Genomic DNA, 26,890 nt, shown 5'->3' on the forward strand with positions numbered 1-26,890 from the left:
CGCGGCGTATCGACTACGCTGCGTTTTTCTACAGAGGCAAACTTATGGCAATTGTTATAAAATCCTTCAGCAACAAATAGCCTAGTTCAGTCAAACCGTATATAAAGGATAAAGCAATCACAAAATGATTGAAATGCTTTTCATCATTTGTTCCGTTCATCTTATTCATGTTTCATCACCTCACTGACGCCTGCGGCGGTTCTTCACGGATCCAATGATCATCTTTTCGCCAATCATACGTTTCATCAGTATCAAGATGTAAAGTCTGATTGCCGATTTTCACTGTATGGTGATTGACCCACGTCACTGCTGGGCGGCTGTCCGGGTAATTCCAGTAGATTGTTCTCTTGACAAGTGTTTTTTCATTTACAAGTTCACCTCTGGCTGCATCTAAGCTCAAGGTGTTTTCGGATACATAAGTGTTTAACGTATAGCTGCCGTCCGGCGATTCAACCGATTGGACGAGATTGCCTTTCGGAACGTTTTTTAGTGAAAATAACATCCAATAGATGGCGCCGCCGAAGAAGACCAGCAGGGCAAACATAATAAGCGGGATGTTGCTGCGTGTCTTAATGTGACTCTCTCCCTTTTTTTCTCTCATTTTACTATATATCGGATTCATATGATCTTTACATTTCTTTAAAATTACCTTAATAAAGCAATGATAAGATGAAATAAAGCCAATAAAGGGTGAGGGGAGACAGAAATGGAAAAAACGTATTGTCATTCCGGCGAGAAGGACCCAGAAGCGGTCTACTTAACTGTGAGAGGCTATCGAATTAAGCTGTCGCCTGAACAAATGAAGCTGATTTCTGCCGTCAGAAAGTAAAAAATACATGATAAAGGCAGCCGCTTGTGCGGCTGCCTTTTTGATTTAAGAATATTTTCTTTTCCGCTGTGCGAAATGCTTTTGAAACCAATCTTTCTTATATAAAAATGCGATGATCTCCAGCCAAAAACCCGGAATCTTTTTGGGGAATATCGGTTTTTTGTAGAGTGCATGATATGCGGATTTTAAGTCGTCCCACTGCGTGCATGTTTTTGTTTGCTCAAATCTCGCAACATCAATCACCCGCACCGCCCCGGTTTCTGTCAATATCAGATTTCGCAAATGAATATCTGACGGGTTCAGTCCGGCTGCCCGGGCGTCAGAAAGCGCTTCTTCAACCTGCTGAATCATGTCATCACTGATTGCAATGCCTTTCTTCAGACAGTTATAAAAGGTTTCACCTTTAATATATTCCATGAGAATAAATGAATCGCCAGTTTCGTAAATGTCAGGATAGAATGCGGACCCGGCTAATTTTTCATAGATCGCTGCTTCTTTGACTGCTGTCGCTCGATATTCCGGAAAAAATACTTTCAGCGCCATTTTTCGACCGCCTTCTGTTAAGGCAAACACATAGGCGCTTCTTCCCTTGCCGATTAGTGTTAATTCCTCGGATTTCTCTTTGACTTTATCAAATCTGCTGTTCTTGCGGTATATGACGGAATGGGCCAGTGCCTCTGCTTTTGTCAGCATTTCATTCACCTTCTTTGCTCTATTTTATGCAGTTGTTTATAGGAAAATCATAAACTGTTCAGGAAAAAGAGCCTAATTCTAGTGTATCTGGTCTTGAAGAAGAAGGCTACTTATAAGCATGAATTGTGATAAAAGTGACATAGAACGTTTAATTTCCATTCTTGAAAAGCGCTTACAAATGGGATAGTATTAATTTTAAATAAAGCGCTTTCGTGAATGATCAAGGGGGAAGAAGCTATGACAAAACAGATTGTGACAGGGATTATCGGTGCAGGCCGCATCGGCAAACTTCATGTTCAAAATATAAGCCGGATTCCTCACATGAAAATAAAAGCAGTCTCTGACATTCAGGCAAGCCGTATAAAAAGCTGGGCCGACAGTCATCAGATTGAATACATAACCTCTGATTATCGTGATTTATTACATGATCCTGATATTGATGCTATTTTTATTTGCTCTCCTACAGCCGTACATGCACAGATGATCAAAGAAGCAGCCGAGGCGAAAAAGCATATATTTTGTGAGAAGCCCGTTAGTTTCTCTCTGGACGAAACGAGTGAAGCGCTTGCGGCTGTCCGGAAACACGGGGTAACACTTCAAGTCGGATTTAACCGCCGCTTTGATCCTCATTTTAAGAAAATCAAAACGATTGTTGAAAATGGTGAAATCGGTACACCTCATTTATTAAGAATCACTTCCCGGGACCCAGAACCCCCGAATATAGATTATGTCCGTACGTCAGGCGGATTGTTTATGGATATGTCGATCCATGATTTTGATATGGCCAGATATATTATGGGAAGCGAAGTGACGGAAGTGTATGCCAAAGGGGCGGCTTTGGTGAATCCTTCTTTTGCGGAGCTGGGTGATATTGATACAGCTGTTATTACACTGACTTTTGAAAACGGTGCCATGGCTGTGATTGATAACAGCCGCCAAGCTGTGTACGGATATGACCAGCGGGTTGAGGTTTTCGGGACGAAAGGCTCTGCAGCGGCTGACAATAGCAGGCCGACAACGGTTGAGGTGTCAACAGCTGATTTTGTGATGAAGGATAAACCGCATTTCTTTTTCCTTGAACGCTATAAGGATTCATATGAGGAGGAGATTCTCCGTTTTGCAGAAGCGATCGGCACAAACCAGGAGACTCCCTGCACCGGCAATGACGGTTTACAGGCCGGAAGGATCGCCAGAGCAGCACAGCAATCGCTTGCTTTTGGCATGCCTGTCAGCATTGAGCACACTGAAAAAATCGCTTTTTAATCTAACAGGATTACAATTCAGCAAGCTTGGGTATATACTCCATTGATACTTTAAGTAGGCGGTGGAGAAAATGAATACAGTACATGCTAAAGGAAATGTTTTGAACAAAATCGGAATTCCTTCTCACATGGTTTGGGGTTATATTGGCGTTGTCATCTTTATGGTTGGAGACGGCCTCGAACAAGGCTGGCTGTCTCCTTTTCTCGTTGATCATGGTCTCAATATGCAGCAATCCGCATCGTTATTTACCATGTACGGCATTGCTGTCACCATCTCAGCTTGGCTTTCAGGAACGTTTGTCCAAACTTGGGGGCCGAGAAAAACGATGACTGTCGGATTGCTTGCATTTATCCTCGGTTCGGCCGCTTTTATCGGCTGGGCGATTCCTCATATGTATTATCCGGCTCTCTTGGGCAGCTATGCTCTTAGAGGCTTGGGATATCCGCTGTTTGCATACTCTTTTCTCGTATGGGTGTCATACAGCACCTCTCAAAATATTCTCGGAAAAGCCGTCGGCTGGTTTTGGTTTATGTTTACGTGCGGCCTTAACGTGCTCGGCCCGTTCTATTCCAGCTATGCAGTTCCAGCCTTTGGAGAAATCAATACGCTTTGGAGCGCTTTACTGTTTGTGGCGGCAGGCGGAATTCTTGCCTTATTTTTTAACAAAGATAAATTTACTCCGATACAAAAACAAGATCAGCCGAAATGGAAAGAACTGTCGAAGGCATTTACGATTATGTTTGAAAACCCTAAGGTAGGCATCGGCGGAGTGGTCAAGACGATTAATGCGATAGGACAATTTGGATTTGCCATCTTTCTTCCTACTTATTTAGCACGATACGGGTATTCGGTTTCGGAATGGCTGCAAATATGGGGGACGCTGTTTTTTGTGAATATTGTGTTTAATATCATTTTCGGTGCAGTCGGAGATAGACTTGGCTGGCGCAATACGGTCATGTGGTTTGGCGGTGTCGGATGCGGTATTTTTACGCTGGCGCTGTATTACACGCCTCAGCTGATCGGGCATCAGTATTGGGTGCTCATGATTATCGCCTGCTGCTACGGCGCGGCTTTAGCAGGATACGTTCCATTAAGCGCGCTTTTGCCGACGCTTGCACCTGATAATAAAGGTGCTGCCATGTCAGTGTTGAATTTGGGATCTGGTTTATGTGCGTTTATCGCGCCGGGCATCGTGAGTCTTTTCATTGGGCCGCTCGGTGCAGGCGGCGTGATTTGGATCTTTGCGGCATTGTATTTTTTCAGTGCCTTTCTGACGCGATTCTTGACAATTTCTGAGCAAAGCACAGGTGTGTATACGGAGGAACGGTTTGTCAGGGAAAATGTGCAGACAAATTTTGATAAAACGGTTAAGCAGTAGCCTCTTTGGTCAAACTAATCATAAACGTGTGCAAAGAGGTGTAGAGGGTGAAACGATTCAGCACGGCGTATCTTTTGCTGGGCATTCTTTGCTCAGCGGCAGTATTTTTAATAGGAGCTCCTTCCCGCGCACTTGGCGCGGAAGTGGAGCACTATGAGCCGCTGCAGGTGCATGTGCAGCTTGAAAAGGTGTATTTGGACGGCGATGTCAGCATTGAGCATAGGCATGAAAAAGTGTTTTCTATGGATGATTTTTGGGCAGCTTATGCCGGATGGACGCTTGTGGAACAAAAAAAGGGATATGTGCTCTTCCGGAAGCAAATGGACGATATATCTCCGCTCAGCAAGGTCAACGGGTATATCGGTGTATCGGATAATGGAGTGATTTCTACTTTTCATGGGCGGCCTGAGCCAGCTTCCGAACCAATTCAGTCTTTTTTTCAAATTGATTTAGAAAGGCTGGAAAGCCATATGCAAAAAAATCTGCTGAAAGGCATTCCATTTCGGACAAAAGCGGAGTTTGAGGATGTCATCGAACATATGAAGACATACAGCGGGTAACGTCCGCTGATTGAAGACATGTATTCATGTCTTTTTTTTCGTGAAAGAATGAGAGAGAAGCGAACATATGTTAACTTTTCTATAAGACTTTGGCTGTTTTTATGGTACAATGAAGAACAGTCAAAGAGGTGAATTTGCGTGATTGAATTTGTTAAAGGGACGATTGATTATGTATCTCCCCAATATATTGTCATAGAGAACGGCGGCATCGGCTATCAGATTTTCACGCCGAATCCGTTTATATATAAGGAGAGAAGCCAGGAAACGATTTTTACATACCATCATATCAGAGAGGATGCTTTTTCGCTTTACGGTTTTTCAACAAGAGAGGAGAAGGCGCTCTTTACAAAGCTGTTAAACGTGACCGGAATTGGCCCGAAAGGAGCACTTGCCATCTTGGGCTCGGGTGATCCCGGAGCGGTCATCCAAGCAATTGAAAATGAAGATGAAGCTTTTTTGGTCAAGTTTCCTGGAGTAGGAAAGAAAACCGCACGCCAGATTATTCTAGATTTAAAAGGAAAGCTGGCAGATGTTGTGCCTGAAATGATTGAAAATCTGTTTAATCATGAAGAAAGGCTTGAAAAGCAAACAGCGGAAACGGCTCTTGAAGAAGCACTTGAAGCCCTCAGGGTTCTCGGATATGCTGAAAAAGAAATCAAAAAGGTGCTTCCTCACCTTAAAGAAGAAATTGGGCTGACAACAGACCAATATGTGAAAAAAGCATTACAAAAACTATTAAAGTAAGGTGATGTTCATGGATGAACGGCTCGTCTCAAGTGAAGCAGACAACCATGAATCAGTGATAGAGCAAAGCCTGAGGCCGCAAAATCTGGCACAGTATATCGGGCAGCATAAGGTAAAAGAAAATTTGCGCGTGTTTATAGATGCGGCGAAAATGAGACAGGAGACGCTGGATCATGTTCTTCTGTACGGGCCGCCCGGACTCGGAAAAACAACGCTTGCTTCGATTGTTGCTAATGAAATGGGAGTGGAATTGCGGACGACATCAGGGCCTGCGATTGAAAGGCCTGGTGATTTGGCTGCTATATTAACGGCGCTGGAACCGGGAGATGTATTATTTATTGATGAAATACATAGGCTGCACAGATCGATCGAAGAGGTGCTTTATCCTGCAATGGAAGACTTTTGCCTGGACATTGTGATTGGCAAAGGCCCATCTGCCCGCTCGGTTCGCCTCGACCTTCCGCCTTTTACGCTGGTGGGAGCCACGACGAGGGTGGGGCTTTTGACGGCTCCTTTAAGAGACAGATTCGGCGTAATGTCTCGCCTTGAGTACTATACACAAGAAGAACTGGCGGATATTGTCACAAGAACCGCTGATGTATTCGAGGTTGAGATTGATAAACCGTCGGCTCTTGAAATTGCAAGAAGATCGAGAGGGACGCCCCGCGTGGCGAACCGCCTGCTGAGAAGGGTGCGCGATTTCGCCCAAGTGCTGGGTGACAGCAGGATTACGGAAGACATTTCTCAGAATGCGCTGGAGCGGCTTCAGGTTGACCGTCTCGGTTTGGATCATATTGATCATAAGCTGCTGATGGGCATGATCGAAAAATTCAACGGCGGCCCAGTAGGCCTTGATACGATTTCAGCTACCATCGGCGAGGAATCGCATACGATTGAAGACGTATATGAACCATATCTGCTGCAAATTGGATTTATACAAAGAACGCCGCGTGGAAGGATCGTGACACCGGCCGTTTATCATCATTTCCAAATGGAGGCTCCCCGATATGACTGAATTTCCTAAGATCATTATGATTCTTGGTGCTGTTTTGCTTATTATCGGAGCAGTTTTGCATTTTGTCGGCAAGATGCCGGGAGATATTTTTGTAAAAAAAGGAAATGTCACGTTTTTCTTCCCGGTTGTCACTTGTATTATTATAAGTGTGGTATTATCAATTTTGCTTAATCTTTTTGGCAGAATGAAATAACAAAAGACTAGAATAAAGGTGAAATCATCATGAAAGTCGATTTATTTGATTTTGAACTACCAGAACGTTTAATTGCACAAGTACCGTTGGAGCAGCGTGATGCTTCAAGGCTGATGGTGCTCGATAAACATACAGGAGAGCTTACTGACAGCTCGTTTAAACACATTATCAGCTTCTTTAACGAAGGCGATTGTCTAGTCCTGAACAATACCCGGGTACTGCCTGCGCGGTTATTCGGCACAAAAGAGGATACCGGCGCGAAAGTGGAACTTCTTTTGTTGAAACAGGAAACCGGTGATAAATGGGAAACACTTGCCAAACCGGCGAAACGGGTGAAAAAAGGAACTGTTGTCACATTTGGAGACGGAAGATTGAAGGCAATCTGCACGGAAGAGCTTGAGCACGGCGGCAGAAAGATGGAATTTCAATATGACGGTATTTTCTACGAGGTGCTTGAATCCCTTGGAGAGATGCCGCTCCCTCCATATATCAAAGAACAGCTTGATGACAAAGAGCGCTACCAGACAGTGTATTCAAAAGAAATCGGCTCTGCTGCTGCGCCTACAGCTGGCCTTCACTTCACGGAAGAAATCTTACAGCAGCTGAAAGACAAAGGCGTGCAAATTGAGTTCATCACACTGCACGTAGGCCTTGGAACGTTTCGCCCTGTGAGTGCCGATGAAGTGGAAGAGCATAATATGCATGCAGAGTTTTATCAAATGTCAGAAGAAACGGCTGCAGCCTTAAACAAAGTAAGAGAAAATGGCGGTCGGATCATTTCTGTCGGCACGACCTCGACACGCACGCTTGAGACGATTGCCGGGGAACATGACGGGCAATTTAAAGCATCAAGCGGCTGGACATCTATTTTTATTTATCCGGGCTATGAATTTAAAGCCATTGACGGAATGATTACAAACTTCCATTTGCCGAAATCGTCATTGATTATGCTGGTCAGCGCGCTTGCTGGAAGAGAAAACATTCTGCGTGCCTATAACCATGCAGTGGAAGAGGAATACCGTTTCTTCAGCTTCGGAGACGCGATGCTGATTATATAATTTGAGAACAGGAGGCCTCATCAAAAGTGGCTGAACAACCAATACGCTATGAATTTATAAAAGAATGCAAACAAACAGGAGCGCGGCTGGGCAAAGTGCATACGCCTCACGGCTCCTTCGAAACGCCGGTTTTTATGCCGGTCGGCACACTGGCGACAGTCAAAACAATGTCGCCTGAAGAGCTGAAAGCAATGGATGCAGGCATCATTTTGAGCAACACTTATCATCTATGGCTTCGTCCGGGCCAAGACATTGTCAAAGAAGCGGGCGGGCTCCATAAATTTATGAACTGGGACCGCGCAATTTTAACAGATTCAGGCGGTTTTCAGGTCTTTTCTTTAAGCAAGTTTCGTAATATAGAGGAAGAGGGTGTCCATTTCCGCAATCATCTAAATGGAGACAAGCTGTTTTTATCTCCGGAAAAAGCGATGGAGATCCAAAACGCACTCGGCTCTGATATTATGATGGCGTTTGACGAATGCCCACCATACCCGGCGGAGTACGACTACATGAAGAGGTCAGTTGAACGGACAAGCCGTTGGGCGGAACGCTGCCTGAATGCCCACAATCGTCAGGATGAACAAGGGCTGTTTGGTATTGTACAAGGCGGAGAATATGAAGATCTGCGGACACAAAGTGCGAAGGACTTGATTTCGCTTGATTTTCCCGGATATGCTATAGGCGGATTGTCTGTTGGTGAACCGAAGGATGTCATGAATCGTGTACTCGAATTTACAACACCGCTCTTGCCGAAGGATAAACCGAGATATCTGATGGGAGTAGGTTCTCCGGACGCACTGATCGACGGAGCGATCCGCGGGGTCGATATGTTTGACTGTGTGCTGCCTACACGGATTGCAAGAAACGGCACAGTGTTTACTGCTGAAGGACGACTCAATATGAAAAATGCGAAATTTGAAAGAGACTTCCGTCCGATTGATGAAGAGTGTGATTGCTATACATGTAAAAACTACACTCGCGCGTACATTAGGCACTTGATTCGCTGCAATGAAACATTCGGCCTTCGATTAACAACTTACCATAACCTTCATTTTCTGTTACACTTAATGGAGCAGGTAAGACAGGCTATTCGCGAGGATCGTCTGGGTGATTTCAGAGAAGAGTTCTTTGAGCGTTACGGCTATAACAAGCCAAATGCGAAAAGCTTCTAAATAAACATAACAGGCTTACAGAAAGGGGTGAAAATGATGACTGGCACTTTAGGTACATTGGTTCCTATTATTTTAATGTTTGCGGTCCTTTACTTCTTGCTGATTCGTCCTCAGCAAAAGCAGCAAAAGGCTGTACGCCAAATGCAAGAGGAACTGAAAAAAGGCGATTCAGTAGTGACAATCGGGGGATTGCACGGTACTGTTGACTCTATCGACGAAAGCAAAGTCGTAATTAAGACTGGTGATAACACACGTCTTACGTTCGACCGCCGCGCGATCAGAGAAGTTTCTGCTGCTGAATAACAGCAGGAGCTATACATAGCAAACAAAAAAGAGCGGGCAAGTGAGCCCGCTCTTTTTTATGTGGAAGACCTGTTTCCCCTCATGTTCACGCCGAAAATCCCGCCCAGCATGCACACCCCTAAAAATCCCAGATGGAAGATCAGCTGTTCTGCTGTAAATGTCTTTCCGAATCCTAAATACTGAAACAATAAGATAATCAGAGAAAAACTTATGGCAGTCAATGCTCCAATCATCCAGCCTCTTTCCTTGCCTTTCCCGCCTGAAATGAACCCGCCGATAAATAAAGAGAGAAATGAGATAGCTGTGATCAGCCAGTTAAATGATGATTCTTCCAGCGAGGTTGCGGTCAATAAAAGTGAAACCGCCAAACTTGTCAGGAGCATGGCTGAAAATATGGCGATTAAGCCGTAAAGAATGCCTTTTCCAACTTGTTTCGTTTCCTCCATGATTGTCTCCTTTCTGCCTGTATTAAAAGGCTTCTGTTCTTTTTGTTCAAAACCGTCAGACATGCTGATGGCTCGTCTTTGTAAAAATGTATTCCCTTATCCCATGAATTAGACATAAAAGCTTTGTGAAATGCAATCGGTTTTTCTTACATAAATTGATCATTTTGTTGCAACCTATAATGAGTTGGAGGTGCATGATGGAAGAGCTTCTCACTATTGCGTTTCGCACAGTCGTATTGTATTTTGTGATATTGGTCATTTTTCGTTTCATGGGCAAACGGGAGATCGGAGAGCTTAGTATTTTAGATCTCGTTGTCTTTATCATGATGGCTGAAATTGCCGTTTTAGCCATAGAAAACGTAGACGATCATCTATTTCATACCATTTTGCCAATGCTTGTATTAATGATCATTCAAGTGACTTTGGCATACTTTTCTTTAAAAAACCGAAAAGTCCGCCAGCTTCTTGACGGTAAGCCGACCATAATTATCAAATATGGAAAAATTGACGAAGAAGCCATGAAATCACAGCGATATAATTTTGATGATTTAATGGTTCAACTCAGAGAAAATAGCGTCGACAGAGTAGCTGACGTATCATTTGCCATATTAGAGCCGTCGGGCAAACTGACTATTGTAAAGAAAGAAAATAGCGGAGAGCATCGGCAGCTCGAAATGCCGCTCATTATAGACGGCTTCATTCAAACAGAAAACCTGTCCAGAATCAGTAAAGATAAAAAATGGCTGCTTGAAAGTTTGCAAAAACACGGATACACAAACCCTTCAGATATTTCATTTTGCTCGTTTACAGACGGAGAATTATTTATTGACGAAAAAGATGGGTACCGCACGTGACTATTATCGGATGATCAGACGTCCGATAATGGGAATGCGGCGAAGCTCATCTTTTTTAATTAAACGGAAAACGAGCAGGAGGATCATATAAATGGCGGCGCTCACCGCAATCCATCCGGCTAGATTGACAGCCTCAGATGCTCCAAAGCTTATATAATGTTTGATGGCGGAGCTGATGAATCCGCAAATTACAATAACAGCGAAGCTGAGCGCGTACTCCTTGATTTTGATGCTGATCGGCAGCACTTTGCTTACGGTTGCTGCGTGCAATAGCGTGACGAGCACCATGCCTGTCACAATGGCTAATGCCGCGCCCATAATGCCAAGAGAAGGCCTTGTGGCAAGGACAAAAATAAGGCCTGTTTTGACTAGCGCTCCGATTAAGCTGTTCATCATCGCAGCTCCTGCCAAATTAAGCGCCTGCAGCACAGCTTGAAGCGGGCCTTGAAAATAATAAAGCAGAAAAAACGGGGCCATCACTTTTATAAATACAGCTGCGCCTGAAGAACCGTACATCACTCTCATCAGCTCATCCGCAAATACAAATAAAATAACAACTGAAATGCCTCCGCTGAGCAGACAGAGACGCATCGCCTGTTCCAAGCGGTATTCCACCACCTGCAATTTTTTCTGCTCCATTCCTTCACTGATCGCAGGAACAAGCGCGGTCGACAAAGAATATGTAATAAAGCTGGGCAGAGTCAGCAGCGTCATGGCAAAGCCGGTCAGTTCCCCGTATTGCTTTGTTGCGGCAACTGTTGCCACACCGGCGATGGCAAGGCTTTGAGCGACGACGATTGGCTCGAAAAACCAAGAGAGGTTTCCGATAAAGCGGCTCCCGGTTGTTGGAAGGGACACGCTCATTAATTGGGTAAAGGTTTGTTTTCCGTTTTTAATTGACTGGAAAAAATGCTTTCTGATTTTAATTGTCTTTTTATACTTAAAGCAAACGAATAAATAAAGAAGTGATGCCAGCTCCCCTGCCACTGAGGATAGCATTGCCCCCGCTGCAGCATATTCAATTCCGTAAGGGAGAAAAATCGTTGTGCAGACAGCCACGAGTGAAATGCGGACGACCTGTTCAAGGACTTGTGACATAGCAAGCGGGTTCATATTCTGTTTTCCTTGAAAGTATCCCCTCAGCACACTCGATATAGCAATAATCGGCACAACCGGCGTAATGGCCAAGAGCGGATACAGTGTTCGCTTATCTGTCAGCATCGTTTCAGCCATAACCGGGGCGAAAAACAGAAACAGCGGTGTAAAGATGAGGCTGAGCACTCCCGTGATGGTCAGAGACATGACTAAAATATTTTTCGTTTTTTGATGATCTCCGCGCGCACTGGCTTCAGCGACTAGCTTGCTGATCGCGACCGGCAGACCGAATTGAGTTAATGTAGTGGCCAAGAAGAAGGTAGGCGCTGCCATCATGTAAAGCCCGACTCCTTCTTCACCGATAAAACGGGCGATAACCACCCGGTTGACAAACCCGAGCATTCTTGTAACCATTCCTGCTGCGATAAGGATAAGAGTGCCCTTTAAAAACGTCTGTTTCGCCATTTTTACCCCCTGCCTTCTCAAACTACCTGGAATCATATACAATAAAGATATGCGTATATGTCGTCCAAGCATGACAAGTCTTCTTGAAAAACAATAAAAAAGGAGCGTGGAATTCGTGGAGAAGCATCCAGCCGATCTATATAAAGACCACGTCAGGCCGTTTCTTTACAGCAAACTGGAAGAGTTTAAGATTCTCGGGTATGATGATGTTGAACTCGAAAGTTTGTGGTCATACTTAACAGATAAGAAGTGGAAAAAGAAAACGGAACTGAGCATTTATGAACTGGCGAGTGATATTTTATCAGTGAAAATTGGCGAATTTATGAACTATGCAACCGTTGAGTCATTTAAAACGTCTAATTGGCTGGGCAGTGAAGAGGGCCAGGAAGCATTGGAAGAACTGCTGAGATAGCAGGTTGATTCGCACAGGTTTAAGGGAGGATATACATAATGAAAAAAGGACGCTTGATTGCGTTTTTCCTTTTCGTTCTATTGATCGGCACGGGCTTGGGCTACTTTACGAAGCCTGCCGCTAACAATATTACGTTAGGATTGGATTTGCAAGGCGGATTTGAGGTGCTGTATGATGTACAGCCTGTAAAAAAAGGTGACAAAATCACAAAAGACGTTCTGGTCAGCACAGTAGAGGCATTGAACCGCCGGGCCAATGTTCTCGGTGTCAGCGAACCGAACATCCAAATTGAAGGGAATAACCGGATTCGCGTTCAGCTCGCTGGTGTGACAAACCAAAACAGAGCGCGTGAAATTCTGGCGACTGAAGCGCAGCTTTCTTTCAGAGATACGAATGACAAAGAATTGCTGAATGGCTCTGACCTCGTCGAAAACGGAGCTAAACAAACGTATGATGCCAAAACAAATGAACCGATTGTCAGCATTAAACTGAAAGATGCTGATAAATTCGGCGAAGTGACCAAAAAGGTCATGAAAATGGCGCCAAACAACCAGCTTGTTATTTGGATGGATTACGAAAAAGGGGACTCATTTAAAAAAGAGGTTCAAAAAGAGCACCCTAAATATGTATCCGCCCCAAATGTAAGTAAGGAATTAAACACAACTGACGTTACAATTGAAGGGCAATTTACGGTTCAAGAAGCAAAAGATTTAGCCAGCATTTTAAACGCAGGCGCACTTCCTGTGAAACTGACTGAAAAGTATTCGACATCAGTAGGCGCACAATTCGGCCAGCAGGCTCTCCATGATACGGTGTTTGCCGGTATTGTCGGTATTGCAATTATTTTCTTATTTATGCTTTTCTATTACCGTCTGCCGGGATTAATCGCGGTGATTACGCTATCTGTTTATATCTACATTACACTCCAGATCTTTGACTGGATGAATGCCGTACTCACGCTTCCGGGAATTGCCGCTCTCATTTTAGGTGTCGGGATGGCTGTTGACGCCAACATTATTACCTATGAGCGGATTAAAGAAGAGCTCAAGCTAGGAAAGTCAGTCCGCTCTGCCTTCCGTTCAGGAAACAGACGGTCATTTGCGACGATTTTTGACGCGAATATTACAACCATTATTGCAGCGGTTGTGCTCTTTATCTTTGGGACAAGCTCTGTTAAAGGGTTTGCGACAATGCTGATCCTATCGATTTTGACAAGCTTTATCACTGCCGTTTTCTTATCGAGATTTCTCCTCGCTCTCCTTGTGGAAAGCAGATGGCTTGATCGGAAAAAAGGCTGGTTTGGTGTCAATAAGAAACATATCATGGATATTCAGGATACGGATGAAAATACAGAGCCGCATACGCCATTCCAAAAATGGGATTTCACGAGCAAACGCAAATACTTCTTTATTTTCTCCAGTGCAGTCACGGTTGCCGGGATTATTATCCTGCTTGTGTTCAGGCTGAATCTTGGCATTGACTTTGCTAGCGGTGCACGGATTGAAGTGCAAAGCGACCATAAGCTGACAACAGAGCAAGTTGAGAAGGATTTTGAATCTCTGGGTATGGACCCTGATACTGTAGTTCTGTCAGGCGAAAAGAGCAATATCGGTGTTGCCCGTTTTGTCGGGGTGCCAGATAAAGAAACCATAGCAAAAGTAAAAACGTATTTTAAAGACAAATACGGATCAGAGCCAAATGTCAGCACAGTTTCACCGACAGTCGGTAAGGAGCTGGCAAGAAATGCGCTGTACGCAGTTGCTATAGCTTCTATTGGCATCATTATTTACGTTTCAATCCGATTCGAATACAAAATGGCGATTGCTGCCATCGCCTCATTGCTATATGACGCATTCTTTATCGTCACGTTCTTCAGTATTACAAGGCTTGAGGTAGATGTTACGTTCATCGCGGCCATCTTGACGATAATCGGGTATTCCATTAACGATACAATCGTTACATTTGACAGGGTCCGCGAGCATATGAAAAAGCGCAAGCCGAAAACATTTGCCGATCTGAACCATATTGTAAACCTGAGCCTGCAGCAAACCTTTACACGTTCAATTAACACTGTATTAACTGTTGTGATTGTTGTTGTGACATTGCTGATCTTTGGAGCATCTTCTATTACTAACTTCTCAATTGCTTTATTGGTCGGGCTGTTAACAGGCGTTTATTCTTCTCTATACATTGCCGCACAAATTTGGCTTGCATGGAAAGGAAGAGAACTGAAAAAAGATTCGGCGCAATAAAAAATATCAGGCTGTCCTCTGCAGGGCAGCCTGTTTTTTGAAGTTTCATTGAACTTAAAATAGACATTTGCTATAATGACATACGCTTACATTTAAACATATATATGGTGTAAAAAGTGTTTATGACTGGTTTTCAGATATGTAGGAGGGTTTATATATGAGGGTTCGCGAATCAGAGCTGCCGGGCATAGGACAAAAAGTTGAAATGATTACTAGAAACCGTGATAAAATTTCAATTATCATTCATCATGACGGACGGAGAGAGCTTTACTATTTTGACGAAAACGACCATGAGGAATGTGTTGCCTCCGTGCAGTTTGATGACGCTGAAGCAAGGCAAATGTCTGCAATTCTTGGCGGAATGGCCTATAAACCGAAAGCGTTAGAACCGGTCGAGTCAGCCCTTGATGATTTGATTATAGAGTGGTGTAAAGCAGAGGCGGGAGCGCCTGCCATTCATCAGACGATTGGTGATTTGAATGTGGGTCAGGAATATCATGTAACGGTCATTGCAATTGTTAAAAAGAATCAGGATAAACAACTGAATCCGAGCTCTGAAACAGTCATTGACGAAGGCGATACACTTGTGATTTCCGGTGAGGGAACCGGACTGAAGAGGCTGATCCGGGAAAAATTAACAGCAAAGGGAGCTTAACCTAGTGTTAAGCCATGTTTAAAACCAGTCTTGATGGGGAAAGTTACCTCAATAAGAAGTTTGGGGGAAAAGAGAATGAATAAACAATGGACCATTATTTTCGCACTTATTTTCACCTTAATTGTCGCTATTTTCGCAGTCATTAATGTTCGATCCGTAGAAGTTGATTACCTGTTTGGAAGATCAGAATGGCCGCTCATTCTTGTTATTTTGGGCTCAGTTTTAATGGGAGCGCTGATCGTATTTTCTGTCGGCATTTTTCAGGTAATGAAATTGAAGCGGGAAATAAAAACCTTGCGGAAAGAAAATAGAACAGCAATACATAAACAAGAGGATACTCATCTTGCTGATCAGACTGACACACAGGATGCATCAGCCATGATTGAGAAAAAAGACTAGTTTTCGAATATTATTTGAAACCCCTCAGCCTGCTCTAGTATAATAGGGTGGTTGAGGGGTGAATTTATGTTAGCGTCAAAAATGCGATGGGAAATCCAGCGACCAGATCAGGATAAGGTCAAATCACTCACAGAACAATTGCATATAACACCTCTTGTTGCGTCCCTGCTTGTAAAAAGAGGCTTTGATACGGCAGAAAGCGCTAGGCTGTTTTTACATACAAAGGATGCCGATTTTTATGATCCTTTTGAAATGAAAGGCATGAAAGAAGCGGCAGATCGAATAAAACAGGCGATTTCACAACAAGAAAAGATTATGATATATGGCGATTATGACGCCGATGGGGTTACAAGTACGTCAGTAATGCTTCACACGCTGCAAAAACTGTCGGCTCAAGTTGATTTTTATATACCTGACCGTTTTAAAGAAGGATATGGACCTAATGAACAGGCGTTTCGTTCGATTAAAGATCGGGGCTTCTCTTTGATCATTACGGTTGATACAGGAATTGCCGCTGTGCATGAAGCGAAGGTGGCAAAGGAACTCGGACTGGATGTCATCATTACTGATCATCATGAACCGGGACCGGAGCTTCCGGATGTCCATGCGATCGTCCACCCGAAGCAGCCTGGCTGCACTTACCCGTTTAAAGAGCTTGCCGGGGTTGGAGTCGCGTTTAAGCTTGCCCACGCTTTATTGGGTGAACTTCCTGATGAACTGCTTGACCTGGCGGCTATCGGCACCATTGCCGATCTAGTCCCGCTGCATGACGAAAACAGATTAATTGCAACACTAGGACTTGAAAGGCTTCGACGGACAAATCGGCTCGGCTTAAAAGAGCTGATTAAGCTGTCAGGCGGAGACATCGGAGAAGCGAACGAAGAAACAGTCGGATTTCAGCTCGCACCAAGGCTGAATGCCGTCGGAAGAATCGAACAGGCGGATCCCGCTGTTCATTTGCTTATGTCAGAGGATTCGTTTGAAGCGGAAGAGCTTGCCGCAGAAATTGACCAGCTGAACAAAGAGCGCCAAAAAATGGTCAGCAAAATGACGGATGAAGCGATTGAAATGGTTGAACAGCAAGGGCTCGATCAAACTGCAATTGTCGTGGCCAAAGCCGGATGGAACCCGGGAGTCGTCGGGATTGTGGCTTCAAAGCTTGTGGACCGCTTCTACCGACCGGCCATTGTTCTTGGCATTGATGAAGAAAAGGGAATCGCTAAAGGTTCGGCCCGAAGCATCAGAGGCTTTAATTTATTTGAGAGCCTTTCTGAATGCAGAGATATTCTTCCTCATTTCGGCGGCCATCCAATGGCTGCGGGGATGACGCTGAAAGCTGAAGATGTGCCGGATTTGCGAAGCAGGCTGAACGAAATAGCGGACAATACGCTTACGGAAGAGGATTTTATTCCCGTACAGGAAGTCGACCTTGTCTGCAGCATCGAGGACATTACAGTTGAAAGCATCGCAGAAATGAACATGCTGTCTCCTTTTGGCATGCTTAACCCGAAACCGCACGTTCTCGTAGAAAACGCAGTACTGGAAGATGTCCGCAAGATAGGGGCAAATAAAACTCATGTCAAAATGACGATCAGAAACGAGTCGTCCCAGCTTGATTGCGTCGGTTTTAATAAAGGCGAGCTTCAAGAAGGCATCGTACCGGGTTCAAGAATTTCCATTGTCGGTGAGATGTCAATCAACGAATGGAACAATCGAAAAAAGCCGCAGCTTATGATAAAGGATGCCGCTGTTTCTGAATGGCAGCTGTTTGATTTAAGGGGAAAACGGACGTGGGAAGACACAGTTTCCGCCCTTCCATCTGCTAAACGGGCCATTGTCTCTTTCAAAGAAGACTCAACAACATTACTTCAAACTGAAGACCTTCGCCGAGAAGTGCACGTCATCAGTTCTAAAGATCAAGCAAAGGCGTTTGACCTCGATGGTGCATATATTGTATTACTGGATCCGCCGCCTTCGCTGGACATGCTCGCACGTTTACTGGAAGGCAAGGCGCCTGAGCGGATATATTTTATTTTTCTCAATCATGAGGACCACTTTTTATCAACTTTTCCCGCAAGAGACCACTTTAAATGGTATTATGCGTTCTTGCTGAAAAGAGGCGCTTTTGACGTGAAAAAACACGGTTCAGAGCTTGCAAAACATAAAGGCTGGTCCGTTGAAACAATCAATTTCATGACAAAGGTGTTTTTTGATCTCGGTTTTGTTAAAATAGAGAATGGTGTGCTGTCTGTTGTGAGCGGAGCAAAGAAACGCGACTTAACAGACTCACAAACATATCAGGCGAAACAGCAGCTGATGGAACTGGATCAAAAGCTGAATTATTCTTCTGCTGAAGAGCTGAAGGAATGGCTGAATAAGCTGATGAAACAAGATTCAGAGGCTTATGAAAGTACGAGGAGGACATAAAACAGATGGATTTAAAACAATACGTAACAATTGTACCGGATTACCCGAAAGAGGGCGTGCAATTTAAAGATATTACGACACTGATGGATAAAGGCGATGTATACCGCTATGCCACAGATCAAATTGTTGAATATGCGAAAGAAAAGCAAATTGATTTGGTCGTTGGCCCTGAAGCGCGCGGCTTTATTATCGGCTGTCCCGTTGCTTACGCGCTTGGCGTAGGTTTTGCGCCGGTCCGCAAAGAAGGCAAGTTGCCTCGTGAAGTAATCAAAGTGGATTATGGCTTGGAATACGGAAAAGACGTATTAACGATCCACAAAGATGCGATTAAGCCTGGTCAGCGTGTGCTTATTACGGATGACCTGCTTGCGACAGGCGGCACAATTGAAGCGACAATCAAACTTGTTGAAGAACTTGGCGGCGTTGTTGCTGGTATCGCTTTCTTAATCGAGCTTTCTTACCTTGACGGCAGAAATAAGCTCGAAGATTACGACATCTTAACATTGATGAAATACTAAGGATAACCGCATAACGAAAAAGCACTCCATGTCAGGGTGCTTTTTTCCTATTGTTTTGCATTTATTTTATATAATATTTGGCTATTTGAACTTCTGCTCTTTACATCTTTCGTTTTTTTCTTGATAATAAACTACAATACAGTTTACATTTTAAAAAAGGTGATTCCATGGCGAACGAACAAGTATTGACTGCCGAGCAAGTTATAGATAAAGCGCGCAGCTATCTATCTGATGAGCATATCGCATTTGTCGAAAAAGCATATCTGTACGCTGAAGATGCTCATCGCGAGCAATACCGCAAATCGGGCGAGCCATATATTATTCATCCGATTCAGGTTGCGGGGATTCTCGTCGATCTTGAAATGGACCCTTCCACAATCGCGGGCGGATTTTTGCACGATGTCGTGGAAGATACAGATGTGACGCTCGATGACCTGAAAGAAGCATTTTCCGAAGAAGTGGCAATGCTTGTAGACGGCGTAACGAAACTCGGCAAAATTAAATATAAATCTCAAGAGGAACAGCAGGCGGAAAATCATCGCAAAATGTTTGTCGCTATGGCTCAAGATATCAGGGTCATATTGATCAAGCTGGCGGATCGTCTTCACAATATGCGGACACTGAAACATCTGCCTCAGGAAAAACAGCGGAGAATCTCCAATGAAACGCTGGAAATTTTTGCTCCTTTGGCGCATCGTCTCGGGATTTCAAAAATTAAGTGGGAATTGGAAGATACGGCGCTCCGTTATTTGAACCCTCAACAATATTACAGAATTGTCAACCTCATGAAGAAGAAACGTGCAGAACGTGAGCTTTATGTTGATGAGGTTGTCAATGAAGTGAAGAAACGTGTCGAAGAAGTAAATATCAAGGCTGACTTCTCGGGACGCCCGAAACATATTTACAGCATTTATCGAAAAATGGTGCTGCAAAATAAGCAATTCAATGAGATTTACGATTTGCTGGCTGTCCGTATTCTTGTGAACAGCATAAAGGACTGCTACGCGGTGCTTGGCATCATTCACACATGCTGGAAACCGATGCCCGGCAGATTCAAAGATTATATCGCAATGCCGAAGCCGAATATGTATCAATCGCTTCATACAACGGTTATTGGGCCTAAAGGCGATCCGCTTGAAGTGCAGATCCGCACCTTTGAAATGCATGAAATAGCGGAATACGGGGTTGCGGCTCACTGGGCTTATAAAGAAGGAAAAGCAGCCAATGAAGGTGCAACCTTTGAGAAAAAGCTTTCTTGGTTCCGTGAAATTTTAGAATTTCAAAATGAATCGACAGATGCAGAAGAATTTATGGAATCGCTCAAAATTGATTTGTTCTCTGATATGGTGTATGTCTTTACGCCAAAAGGAGATGTAATCGAGCTTCCGTCCGGTTCTGTTCCGATTGATTTTTCTTACCGGATTCACTCTGAAATCGGCAATAAAACAATCGGTGCCAAAGTAAACGGAAAAATGGTTACGCTTGACCATAAGCTTCGGACAGGTGATATCGTTGAAATTCTCACCTCTAAGCATTCCTACGGTCCGAGCCAGGATTGGGTGAAGCTTGCCCAAACATCCCAAGCGAAGCATAAAATCCGTCAATTCTTTAAGAAACAGCGGCGTGAAGAAAATGTCGAAAAAGGCCGTGAGTTGGTCGAAAAAGAAATTAAAAACCTGGATTTTGAATTGAAGGATGTTTTAACGCCGGAGAATATTCAAAAGGTTGCTGACAAATTTAATTTCTCAAATGAAGAGGATATGTACGCGGCGGTCGGTTACAACGGCATTACTGCTCTGCAGGTGGCGAACCGCCTAACAGAAAAAGAGAGAAAGCAGCGCGATCAGGAAGAACAGGAAAAGATCGTTCAGGAAGTTACTGGGGAACCTAAGCCGTACCCGCAAGGAAGAAAACGGGAAGCTGGCGTTCGTGTCAAGGGCATCGACAACCTCCTTGTCCGTTTATCAAAATGCTGCAATCCTGTGCCAGGTGATGATATTGTCGGCTTTATCACAAAAGGCAGAGGGGTTTCGGTCCATCGCGAAGACTGTCCGAATGTCAAAACGAATGAAGCCCAAGAGCGGCTGATCCCGGTAGAGTGGGAGCATGAGTCACAGGTTCAAAAGCGCAAGGAATACAATGTTGAGATAGAGATTCTTGGGTATGACCGCCGCGGATTGCTGAACGAGGTGCTGCAGGCAGTGAATGAAACGAAAACAAATATTTCATCTGTCTCTGGCAAATCGGATCGCAATAAAGTGGCAACCATTCATATGGCGATTTTTATTCAGAATATCAATCACTTGCACAAAGTCGTCGAGCGTATTAAACAGATTAGAGATATCTACTCTGTGCGCCGCGTCATGAACTAAAGGGGTTAGAAAATGAGATTAGTTGTTCAGCGAGTAACAGAAGCAAGCGTTACAGTGGACGAAGAGGTCGTCGGCCAAATTGGACAAGGCCTCATGGTGCTGGTCGGCATCACTCATGATGATACAGAAGATGATGCAGCTTATTTAGCCGATAAAGTTGTCAATCTCCGTATTTTCGATGACAGTGAAGGAAAAATGAATCTGTCTCTTGTAGATATAGGAGGAGAGATTTTATCCGTCTCACAGTTTACGCTTTATGGAGATACGAAAAAAGGGCGCCGGCCGAACTACATGAACGCGGCCAAACCTGATAAAGCTTTAGGTCTTTATGAAAAATGGAATGACCTGCTTCGTGAAAAAGGAATCAAAGTGGAGACCGGAACGTTTGGAGCAATGATGGATGTTCAGCTTACAAACTCCGGACCGGTTACGCTCATTATGGATTCAAAATAAAAAAAGCTGCCAAAAGGCAGCTTTTTTTATTGGAAGTATTTCTCTAATCCGCTTTCGATCCCATCTGTTACTTTTTCTTGGTATGAATTGCTATGTACAATGGCTTCTTCCTGCGGATGGCTTACATATCCCAGCTCGTACAGCATAGCGGGCTGTCTGTTTTCCCGGAGCACATAATAATCTCCGAATAATACGCCGCGGTCTGGAATGGAAGAACGCTTCACCACTTCTGAGTGGACATCTGATGCGAGTTCCTGATCTTTGGCAGGACTGTAGTAATATGCTGTACTGCCTCTTGTAGAGGTATCCGCATAGCTGTCATAATGAATGCTGATAAAGGCGTCAGCGTTACGGTAGTGAGAGGTAGAGACCCGTGACTGCAGGCTGACAAAGGTATCATCCTGGCGTGTCACATATACATCCGCTCCAGCCGATCTAAGTTTGCTGGCGAGCAGTTTTGCCGTTTTGATCGTCAGGTTTTTCTCGAATTTCCCCGAATACCCGATCGTTCCGCTGTCTTTTCCTCCATGTCCCGGGTCAACAATAATCGTTTTATTGTTTAGAGAGCCGTTTCCAGACGGGGAATCAGAGACTGGCGGTTCACCTGCTTCTTCTGCGCTTTTAGACGTTTGGACCACCCAATTGGCTACATAAGCAGTTTGCCCGTTATCAAGCTTTATTTCATACCAGCTTCCCTTTGAACCGGTAATGGTGTATGAATCTCCTTTGGCAGCACGCTCAACGATTGAAGCTGATGTTGACGCATCACTTCTTAGATTCGTTCCTCCGTACATGATATAGGCTTTTTTAGCGGAGGATGAACTGCCGGCATTTGCTGAATCATCAGCTGGAACAGAACTAGTCAAAAGGTAATGGCTTGCAACCCAGCCTTTTAGCCCGTTCACCTCAATGTGAGCCCAGCCATTTTTCTCGTTGAGAACCGTCAGTTTCGTTCCGCGATCAAGTTTTGTTATAATTGCCGCGTCATGTGAGGCGGAGGCTCTTACATTTAGCGAAGAAACACCGACTGTGCCCGTCGTTGACGCACCGGAATCCTCGGTTTGGTCACTCTCATCAGACGCTGAACTGCTGCCTCCTGATGTGACATATTCAGATGATACCCACCCGGTGGCACTGTGATAGGATATCTTGATCCAGCCCGAATCTTTATCAATGACAGATGCTTGGCTGCCTTGCGGGAATTTGCCGATGACTTCGTAGGAAGTGCCCGGGCCGCTTCTCATCCGCAGATCGGGGTCTGTTGATGTCACAGTGTCACTGCTTCCTGAGGAGCTTGTGCTGGCCTGGTCTTCCTTTGTAATAAGCCAGGAGACTACCCAGCCCTTTTCTCCGGAACCAAGCTGTATCTGCACCCAGTCTCCATCTTCCTTTAAAATTGGATAGCGTTCTCCCTTTTTTACTTCCGCTGTAATGCCGTAGCTAAGCCCAGGGCCGCTTCTGACGTTCGTTTCATCTGTTGCGATGACCGCTTCTCCTTGAGCAGCTGTAACGGATGAAAAGGTCGGGAATAGCGCTGCGGTGAAAATAATACATACAATAAGGACAAAGTATTTCTTGTTCATTGTGTCCTCCTTTCTGATGATCATTAAAAAAGCATTCTTGTTTAATATCGTAAAGTCCTTTCTGATTTTTAAATAAAAATAAAATGATTTGTTTATACTAAGCGTAAATACAATCAAAAAGGTGTGCAAATCATGAAATATCATCCAAAAATGGGACGTGCATTTCACGACGGTGAAGCGAATCTGCATTACAGCGATCACGCAGATCCCGATACGACTGGTTATCTTACGGAAACAGCATCTGAATTTGGTCTTATGTCCAAAGAAGCAGCGCTGAGGAAAAACAACCGGAATAAAGCTTGACAGAGAACCCCAATCCCATTATTATAATAGAAATTGAGTACATAGCAAATGATGAAAGATTTGAACCAATAATGGAGAAGAGTAGGTCAGATTGCATGATTAGAGAGGAACCCGCCCCAGGCTGAAAGCGGATCCCATTGCGTCTTTCTCGAAACAACACTCCGGAGGTTTCCTGCTGAACGCGTGAATAACGCCATTAGGCAGTGAACGTGAACCTGCGTTAAAGGATCGAGCGGGAATATGAACGTATTCCAACTAGGGTGGCACCACGGGTATAACTCTCGTCCCTACTATCATGTATAGTAGGGGCGAGAGTTTTTTTCATTTTCATCATTAACGATCATTGGATATTTTATAAGGAATACATAAGGAGGTCTACCTATGGGATATAACATTCCGAGAGGAACACAGGATATTCTGCCTGGAGAATCAGATCGCTGGCAGTATGTTGAACAAATTATGAGAGACACTTGCCGCACTTATCAATATAAAGAAATCCGCACACCGATTTTTGAGCATACAGAACTGTTTGCCAGAGGCGTCGGAGAATCAACGGATATCGTACAAAAAGAAATGTATACCTTCGAGGACCGCAAAGGCAGAAGCCTGACGCTTCGTCCGGAGGGAACAGCTGCTGCGGTTCGCGCTTTTAATGAAAACAAGCTGTTCGCAAATCCTGTACAGCCGACAAAGCTTTATTATGTCGGGCCGATGTTCCGTTATGAACGTCCTCAGACGGGCCGTTACCGCCAGTTTTATCAGTTTGGAATTGAAGCGATTGGTTCGAAAGACCCTGCAATCGACGCTGAAGTAATGGCGCTTGCGATGAGTATTTATGAAAAAGCAGGTTTAGAAAACGTTAAGCTTGTCATAAACAGTCTCGGCGATCAAGATAGCCGCAAAAGCTACAGAGAAGCGCTTGTGAAACACTTCGAGCCTCGCATCGAAGAATTTTGTTCAGACTGCCAGTCCCGGCTGCACACGAACCCGCTTAGAATCTTGGACTGCAAAAAAGACCGAGATCATGAGCTGATGAAATCGGCACCTTCGATTTTGACATATTTAAATGAAGAATCAGCCGCTTATTTTGACAAAGTGAAACAATACTTAAATGATCTTGGCATTTCGTATGAAATCGATCCGAACCTTGTGAGAGGGCTGGATTATTACAACCACACCGCATTTGAAATTATGAGCAATGCGGAAGGCTTTGGCGCGATTACGACACTTGCCGGCGGCGGACGCTACGACGGGCTTGTCGAACAGATCGGCGGACCTGAAGCACCGGGCATCGGATTTGCGATGAGCATCGAACGCTTGCTTGCCGCAATTGATGCTGAAAAAAGAGAGCTGCCTGTTGATAAGGGAATCGACTGCTATATCGTCACACTCGGCGAAAAAGCAAAGGATTATTCTGTTTCATTGGTGTACAAACTGAGAGAAGCAGGCATTTCCAGTGAAATCGATTATGAAAATAAGAAAATGAAAGGCCAGTTTAAAACAGCTGATCGCTTAAATGCCAGATTTATTGCGATTTTGGGTGAAGATGAGCTTGCCCAAAACAAAATCAATGTAAAGGATGCACAGACGGGCGAACAGATTGAAGTGGCACTTGATGAATTTATACATGTGATGAAGGCAAACCAAAAGGGATAAGGAGTGAAACGCATTGTTTGGAAGAACATATTATTGCGGTGATATAACTGAAAAAGCAATTGGCGAATCTGTAACGCTGAAAGGCTGGGTCCAAAAAAGACGAGACCTCGGCGGATTGATTTTTATTGACTTGCGTGACCGTACGGGAATTGTTCAAGTCGTTTTCAACCCCGATGTGTCAAAAGAAGCGCTTGCTGTTGCGGAAGGCATCAGAAATGAATACGTGCTTGATGTTCAAGGAAAAGTAGTGGCGCGGGAAGAAGGAACAGTCAATCCGAATTTGAAGACAGGTGCGATCGAAATTCACGCTAACGGAGTGACAGTACTAAGTGCTGCAAAGACGCCTCCATTTGCGATTTCTGATCAAGCAGAAGAAGTGTCAGAGGACGTTCGTTTAAAACACCGTTACTTAGATTTGCGCAGACCGGCTATGTTTCAAACGATGCAGATGCGTCATAATGTGACGAAAGCTGTCCGCAGCTTTTTAGATGAAAACGGGTTTCTTGATATTGAAACGCCGATTTTAACAAAAAGCACGCCTGAAGGCGCACGTGACTACTTGGTGCCGAGCCGTGTGCACGAAGGTGAGTTCTACGCGCTGCCGCAGTCTCCGCAGCTATTTAAACAGCTTCTGATGGTATCAGGCATTGAACGGTATTATCAGATTGCCCGCTGTTTCCGTGATGAAGACTTGCGTGCGGACCGCCAGCCTGAGTTCACGCAAATTGATATTGAAATGTCCTTTATGAGCCAGGAAGACATTATGTCATTGGCTGAGGATATGATGGCAAAGATTATGCGTGAAACAAAAGGCGTGGAAATTAAGCTTCCTCTTCCCAGAATGACGTATGACGAAGCAATGAACAAGTACGGTTCTGATAAACCGGATACGCGTTTTGACATGCTTTTGACAGATGTGTCTGACATTGTGAAGGATACGGAATTTAAAGTATTCTCATCAGCTGTAGCAAACGGCGGTGTGGTCAAAGCCATCAACGTAAAAGGCGGTGCCGGCGATTACTCCAGAAAAGACATCGATGCTCTTGGCGCTTTTGCTGCAAACTATGGGGCGAAAGGACTTGCCTGGGTGAAAGTTGAAGCAGACGGAGTGAAAGGACCGATCGCTAAATTCTTTGATGAAGAAAAGCAGTCTAAGCTGATTGAAGCACTTGATGCTGCTGAAGGTGATTTGTTGCTGTTCGGAGCGGATCAATTTGAAGTTGTGGCCGCATCACTCGGCGCGCTGCGTTTAAAGCTTGGGAAAGAGCGCGGGCTGATTGACGAAAACCTGTTCAATTTCTTATGGGTCATTGACTGGCCGCTATTAGAGCATGATCCTGAGGAAGGCCGTTTCTACGCAGCGCACCATCCGTTCACAATGCCTGTCCGGGAAGACCTTGAGCTGATTGAAACAGCGCCTGAAGACATGAAAGCACAAGCTTATGACCTCGTCTTAAACGGCTATGAGCTTGGCGGCGGTTCAATCCGTATTTTCGAAAAGGATATTCAGGAAAAAATGTTTGCGCTTCTCGGCTTCTCACCAGAAGAAGCGGCTGAACAGTTCGGATTCCTGCTGGAAGCATTTGAATACGGCGCTCCTCCGCACGGCGGAATCGCACTTGGCTTAGACCGTCTCGTTATGCTTCTCGCAGGACGTACGAACCTGAGAGATACGATTGCATTCCCGAAAACGGCAAGTGCAAGCTGCCTGATGACAGAGGCGCCTGGAGAAGTAAGCGACGCTCAGCTTGACGAGCTTCATCTTTCTATCAAGAAAAAAGTTAAGAACTGA

At 44.5% G+C, this 26,890-nt stretch carries 28 protein-coding genes and 1 other annotated feature; of the genes, 22 read left to right on the plus strand and 6 right to left on the minus strand.

What is annotated here, in order from left to right; genetic code table 11:
• Window positions 1-28: 28 nt before the first annotated feature.
• Both PUN35_RS00715 and PUN35_RS00720 read right to left on the minus strand, forming a co-directional pair.
• Window positions 29-169 (minus strand): hypothetical protein, encoded by a 141-nt coding sequence (locus PUN35_RS00715; protein ID WP_004398683.1) that lies wholly within the window; start codon window positions 167-169, stop codon window positions 29-31.
• 6 nt (window positions 170-175) lie between these two features.
• Entirely contained in the window at window positions 176-727 is a 552-nt protein-coding gene (locus PUN35_RS00720; RefSeq protein ID WP_014480442.1) for a DUF5412 family protein, read from the minus strand.
• Here PUN35_RS00720 and PUN35_RS00730 point away from each other — a divergent pair.
• Entirely contained in the window at window positions 707-829 is a 123-nt protein-coding gene (locus tag PUN35_RS00730; protein ID WP_003229707.1) for a hypothetical protein, read from the plus strand. The two genes, PUN35_RS00720 and PUN35_RS00730, sit on opposite strands and share 21 nt — an antisense overlap.
• 45 nt (window positions 830-874) lie before the next feature.
• On the opposite strand, the gene PUN35_RS00735 is transcribed toward PUN35_RS00730, so the two are convergent.
• Entirely contained in the window at window positions 875-1,522 is a 648-nt protein-coding gene (locus PUN35_RS00735; protein ID WP_014480441.1) for a phosphotransferase, read from the minus strand.
• 237 nt (window positions 1,523-1,759) lie between these two features.
• Here PUN35_RS00735 and iolG point away from each other — a divergent pair, with 237 nt between their 5' ends.
• The 9 genes from iolG to yajC all read left to right on the plus strand — a co-directional run bounded on the left by iolG (window position 1,760) and on the right by yajC (window position 9,208).
• Complete coding sequence (gene iolG / locus PUN35_RS00740) at window positions 1,760-2,785, plus strand: inositol 2-dehydrogenase (RefSeq protein ID WP_014480440.1); 1,026 nt, start codon at window positions 1,760-1,762, stop codon at window positions 2,783-2,785.
• A gap of 70 nt (window positions 2,786-2,855) precedes the next feature.
• The gene (locus PUN35_RS00745) at window positions 2,856-4,163 is read left to right on the plus strand and encodes an MFS transporter (RefSeq protein ID WP_014480439.1); all 1,308 of its coding nucleotides are present in this window, start codon (window positions 2,856-2,858) and stop codon (window positions 4,161-4,163) included.
• A gap of 47 nt (window positions 4,164-4,210) precedes the next feature.
• Window positions 4,211-4,723 carry a sporulation cell-cell signaling protein BofC gene (bofC, locus tag PUN35_RS00750; protein WP_014480438.1) on the plus strand — a complete coding sequence of 171 codons (513 nt, stop codon included), beginning with the start codon at window positions 4,211-4,213 and terminating at the stop codon, window positions 4,721-4,723.
• Between the two features lie 138 nt (window positions 4,724-4,861).
• Window positions 4,862-5,467 (plus strand): Holliday junction branch migration protein RuvA, encoded by a 606-nt coding sequence (ruvA, locus tag PUN35_RS00755; RefSeq protein WP_003229717.1) that lies wholly within the window; start codon window positions 4,862-4,864, stop codon window positions 5,465-5,467.
• Window positions 5,468-5,477: 10 nt separating this feature from the next.
• A complete protein-coding gene (gene ruvB / locus PUN35_RS00760) occupies window positions 5,478-6,482 on the plus strand; it encodes a Holliday junction branch migration DNA helicase RuvB (protein ID WP_003229718.1) in 1,005 nt (334 codons plus the stop codon).
• A complete protein-coding gene (locus PUN35_RS00765; protein WP_003222669.1) occupies window positions 6,475-6,675 on the plus strand; it encodes a DUF2905 domain-containing protein in 201 nt (66 codons plus the stop codon). The genes ruvB and PUN35_RS00765 overlap by 8 nt, the downstream gene beginning before the upstream one ends.
• 29 nt (window positions 6,676-6,704) lie before the next feature.
• Entirely contained in the window at window positions 6,705-7,733 is a 1,029-nt protein-coding gene (gene queA / locus PUN35_RS00770) for a tRNA preQ1(34) S-adenosylmethionine ribosyltransferase-isomerase QueA (protein WP_003229723.1), read from the plus strand.
• A 26-nt stretch (window positions 7,734-7,759) separates the two neighbouring features.
• The gene (tgt, locus tag PUN35_RS00775) at window positions 7,760-8,905 is read left to right on the plus strand and encodes a tRNA guanosine(34) transglycosylase Tgt (RefSeq protein ID WP_003229725.1); all 1,146 of its coding nucleotides are present in this window, start codon (window positions 7,760-7,762) and stop codon (window positions 8,903-8,905) included.
• Window positions 8,906-8,941: 36 nt separating this feature from the next.
• Window positions 8,942-9,208 carry a preprotein translocase subunit YajC gene (gene yajC, locus PUN35_RS00780; protein WP_004398708.1) on the plus strand — a complete coding sequence of 89 codons (267 nt, stop codon included), beginning with the start codon at window positions 8,942-8,944 and terminating at the stop codon, window positions 9,206-9,208.
• Between the two features lie 56 nt (window positions 9,209-9,264).
• On the opposite strand, the gene PUN35_RS00785 is transcribed toward yajC, so the two are convergent.
• A complete protein-coding gene (locus PUN35_RS00785; protein ID WP_014477528.1) occupies window positions 9,265-9,654 on the minus strand; it encodes a TIGR04086 family membrane protein in 390 nt (129 codons plus the stop codon).
• Window positions 9,655-9,851: 197 nt separating this feature from the next.
• Here PUN35_RS00785 and PUN35_RS00790 point away from each other — a divergent pair, with 197 nt between their 5' ends.
• Window positions 9,852-10,508 carry a DUF421 domain-containing protein gene (locus PUN35_RS00790; protein ID WP_014480436.1) on the plus strand — a complete coding sequence of 219 codons (657 nt, stop codon included), beginning with the start codon at window positions 9,852-9,854 and terminating at the stop codon, window positions 10,506-10,508.
• Between the two features lie 3 nt (window positions 10,509-10,511).
• Here PUN35_RS00790 and spoVB read toward each other — a convergent pair whose 3' ends face one another.
• Window positions 10,512-12,068, minus strand: coding sequence for a stage V sporulation protein B (spoVB, locus tag PUN35_RS00795; protein ID WP_014480435.1), 1,557 nt, complete (start codon window positions 12,066-12,068; stop codon window positions 10,512-10,514).
• 115 nt (window positions 12,069-12,183) lie between these two features.
• On the opposite strand from spoVB, the gene comN reads away from it, so the two are divergent.
• The 8 genes from comN to dtd all read left to right on the plus strand — a co-directional run bounded on the left by comN (window position 12,184) and on the right by dtd (window position 21,556).
• Window positions 12,184-12,480 carry a post-transcriptional regulator ComN gene (comN, locus tag PUN35_RS00800; RefSeq protein WP_004398498.1) on the plus strand — a complete coding sequence of 99 codons (297 nt, stop codon included), beginning with the start codon at window positions 12,184-12,186 and terminating at the stop codon, window positions 12,478-12,480.
• Between the two features lie 38 nt (window positions 12,481-12,518).
• Window positions 12,519-14,732 (plus strand): protein translocase subunit SecDF, encoded by a 2,214-nt coding sequence (secDF, locus tag PUN35_RS00805; RefSeq protein WP_014480434.1) that lies wholly within the window; start codon window positions 12,519-12,521, stop codon window positions 14,730-14,732.
• A gap of 157 nt (window positions 14,733-14,889) precedes the next feature.
• Window positions 14,890-15,387: a cation:proton antiporter regulatory subunit gene (locus tag PUN35_RS00810; RefSeq protein ID WP_014480433.1), complete on the plus strand. Its 498-nt coding sequence runs from the start codon at window positions 14,890-14,892 to the stop codon at window positions 15,385-15,387.
• Window positions 15,388-15,462: 75 nt separating this feature from the next.
• The gene (locus tag PUN35_RS00815) at window positions 15,463-15,786 is read left to right on the plus strand and encodes a LapA family protein (RefSeq protein ID WP_003229740.1); all 324 of its coding nucleotides are present in this window, start codon (window positions 15,463-15,465) and stop codon (window positions 15,784-15,786) included.
• Between the two features lie 66 nt (window positions 15,787-15,852).
• A complete protein-coding gene (gene recJ, locus PUN35_RS00820; protein WP_014480432.1) occupies window positions 15,853-18,213 on the plus strand; it encodes a single-stranded-DNA-specific exonuclease RecJ in 2,361 nt (786 codons plus the stop codon).
• A 5-nt stretch (window positions 18,214-18,218) separates the two neighbouring features.
• Entirely contained in the window at window positions 18,219-18,731 is a 513-nt protein-coding gene (locus PUN35_RS00825) for an adenine phosphoribosyltransferase (RefSeq protein ID WP_003229745.1), read from the plus strand.
• Between the two features lie 167 nt (window positions 18,732-18,898).
• Window positions 18,899-21,103: a GTP diphosphokinase gene (gene relA / locus PUN35_RS00830; protein ID WP_003229747.1), complete on the plus strand. Its 2,205-nt coding sequence runs from the start codon at window positions 18,899-18,901 to the stop codon at window positions 21,101-21,103.
• Between the two features lie 12 nt (window positions 21,104-21,115).
• On the plus strand, window positions 21,116-21,556 hold the full coding sequence (gene dtd, locus PUN35_RS00835) for a D-aminoacyl-tRNA deacylase (RefSeq protein ID WP_004398689.1): 441 nt from the start codon (window positions 21,116-21,118) through the stop codon (window positions 21,554-21,556).
• A 26-nt stretch (window positions 21,557-21,582) separates the two neighbouring features.
• Here the strand turns inward: dtd and PUN35_RS00840 are convergent, their stop codons facing one another.
• Entirely contained in the window at window positions 21,583-23,139 is a 1,557-nt protein-coding gene (locus PUN35_RS00840; protein WP_033881623.1) for an N-acetylmuramoyl-L-alanine amidase family protein, read from the minus strand.
• Window positions 23,140-23,271: 132 nt separating this feature from the next.
• On the opposite strand from PUN35_RS00840, the gene PUN35_RS00845 reads away from it, so the two are divergent.
• The 3 genes from PUN35_RS00845 (at window position 23,272) to aspS (ending at window position 26,890) form a co-directional block, all read left to right on the plus strand.
• Window positions 23,272-23,442: a YrzK family protein gene (locus PUN35_RS00845; RefSeq protein ID WP_004399157.1), complete on the plus strand. Its 171-nt coding sequence runs from the start codon at window positions 23,272-23,274 to the stop codon at window positions 23,440-23,442.
• Between the two features lie 59 nt (window positions 23,443-23,501).
• Window positions 23,502-23,734: a binding site (T-box leader), on the plus strand.
• Between the two features lie 89 nt (window positions 23,735-23,823).
• Complete coding sequence (hisS, locus tag PUN35_RS00850; RefSeq protein ID WP_014480430.1) at window positions 23,824-25,098, plus strand: histidine--tRNA ligase; 1,275 nt, start codon at window positions 23,824-23,826, stop codon at window positions 25,096-25,098.
• A gap of 13 nt (window positions 25,099-25,111) precedes the next feature.
• Window positions 25,112-26,890, plus strand: a complete 1,779-nt coding sequence (gene aspS / locus PUN35_RS00855) for an aspartate--tRNA ligase (RefSeq protein ID WP_014480429.1) — start codon at window positions 25,112-25,114, stop codon at window positions 26,888-26,890.

It is taken from the genome of Bacillus sp. N3378-2at, assembly GCF_033412715.1.
Classification (GTDB): domain Bacteria; phylum Bacillota; class Bacilli; order Bacillales; family Bacillaceae; genus Bacillus; species Bacillus subtilis.

Coding starts and splice junctions, on each gene's coding strand:
- PUN35_RS00715 (WP_004398683.1), bottom strand. CDS start 169: ATGAATAAGATGAACGGAACAAATGATGAAAAGCATTTCAATCATTTT.
- PUN35_RS00730 (WP_003229707.1), top strand. CDS start 707: ATGGAAAAAACGTATTGTCATTCCGGCGAGAAGGACCCAGAAGCGGTC.
- PUN35_RS00720 (WP_014480442.1), bottom strand. CDS start 727: ATGACAATACGTTTTTTCCATTTCTGTCTCCCCTCACCCTTTATTGGC.
- PUN35_RS00735 (WP_014480441.1), bottom strand. CDS start 1,522: ATGCTGACAAAAGCAGAGGCACTGGCCCATTCCGTCATATACCGCAAG.
- iolG (WP_014480440.1), top strand. CDS start 1,760: ATGACAAAACAGATTGTGACAGGGATTATCGGTGCAGGCCGCATCGGC.
- PUN35_RS00745 (WP_014480439.1), top strand. CDS start 2,856: ATGAATACAGTACATGCTAAAGGAAATGTTTTGAACAAAATCGGAATT.
- ruvB (WP_003229718.1), top strand. CDS start 5,478: ATGGATGAACGGCTCGTCTCAAGTGAAGCAGACAACCATGAATCAGTG.
- PUN35_RS00765 (WP_003222669.1), top strand. CDS start 6,475: ATGACTGAATTTCCTAAGATCATTATGATTCTTGGTGCTGTTTTGCTT.
- queA (WP_003229723.1), top strand. CDS start 6,705: ATGAAAGTCGATTTATTTGATTTTGAACTACCAGAACGTTTAATTGCA.
- yajC (WP_004398708.1), top strand. CDS start 8,942: ATGACTGGCACTTTAGGTACATTGGTTCCTATTATTTTAATGTTTGCG.
- PUN35_RS00785 (WP_014477528.1), bottom strand. CDS start 9,654: ATGGAGGAAACGAAACAAGTTGGAAAAGGCATTCTTTACGGCTTAATC.
- PUN35_RS00790 (WP_014480436.1), top strand. CDS start 9,852: ATGGAAGAGCTTCTCACTATTGCGTTTCGCACAGTCGTATTGTATTTT.
- spoVB (WP_014480435.1), bottom strand. CDS start 12,068: ATGGCGAAACAGACGTTTTTAAAGGGCACTCTTATCCTTATCGCAGCA.
- secDF (WP_014480434.1), top strand. CDS start 12,519: ATGAAAAAAGGACGCTTGATTGCGTTTTTCCTTTTCGTTCTATTGATC.
- PUN35_RS00810 (WP_014480433.1), top strand. CDS start 14,890: ATGAGGGTTCGCGAATCAGAGCTGCCGGGCATAGGACAAAAAGTTGAA.
- PUN35_RS00815 (WP_003229740.1), top strand. CDS start 15,463: ATGAATAAACAATGGACCATTATTTTCGCACTTATTTTCACCTTAATT.
- recJ (WP_014480432.1), top strand. CDS start 15,853: ATGTTAGCGTCAAAAATGCGATGGGAAATCCAGCGACCAGATCAGGAT.
- PUN35_RS00825 (WP_003229745.1), top strand. CDS start 18,219: ATGGATTTAAAACAATACGTAACAATTGTACCGGATTACCCGAAAGAG.
- relA (WP_003229747.1), top strand. CDS start 18,899: ATGGCGAACGAACAAGTATTGACTGCCGAGCAAGTTATAGATAAAGCG.
- dtd (WP_004398689.1), top strand. CDS start 21,116: ATGAGATTAGTTGTTCAGCGAGTAACAGAAGCAAGCGTTACAGTGGAC.
- PUN35_RS00840 (WP_033881623.1), bottom strand. CDS start 23,139: ATGAACAAGAAATACTTTGTCCTTATTGTATGTATTATTTTCACCGCA.
- PUN35_RS00845 (WP_004399157.1), top strand. CDS start 23,272: ATGAAATATCATCCAAAAATGGGACGTGCATTTCACGACGGTGAAGCG.
- hisS (WP_014480430.1), top strand. CDS start 23,824: ATGGGATATAACATTCCGAGAGGAACACAGGATATTCTGCCTGGAGAA.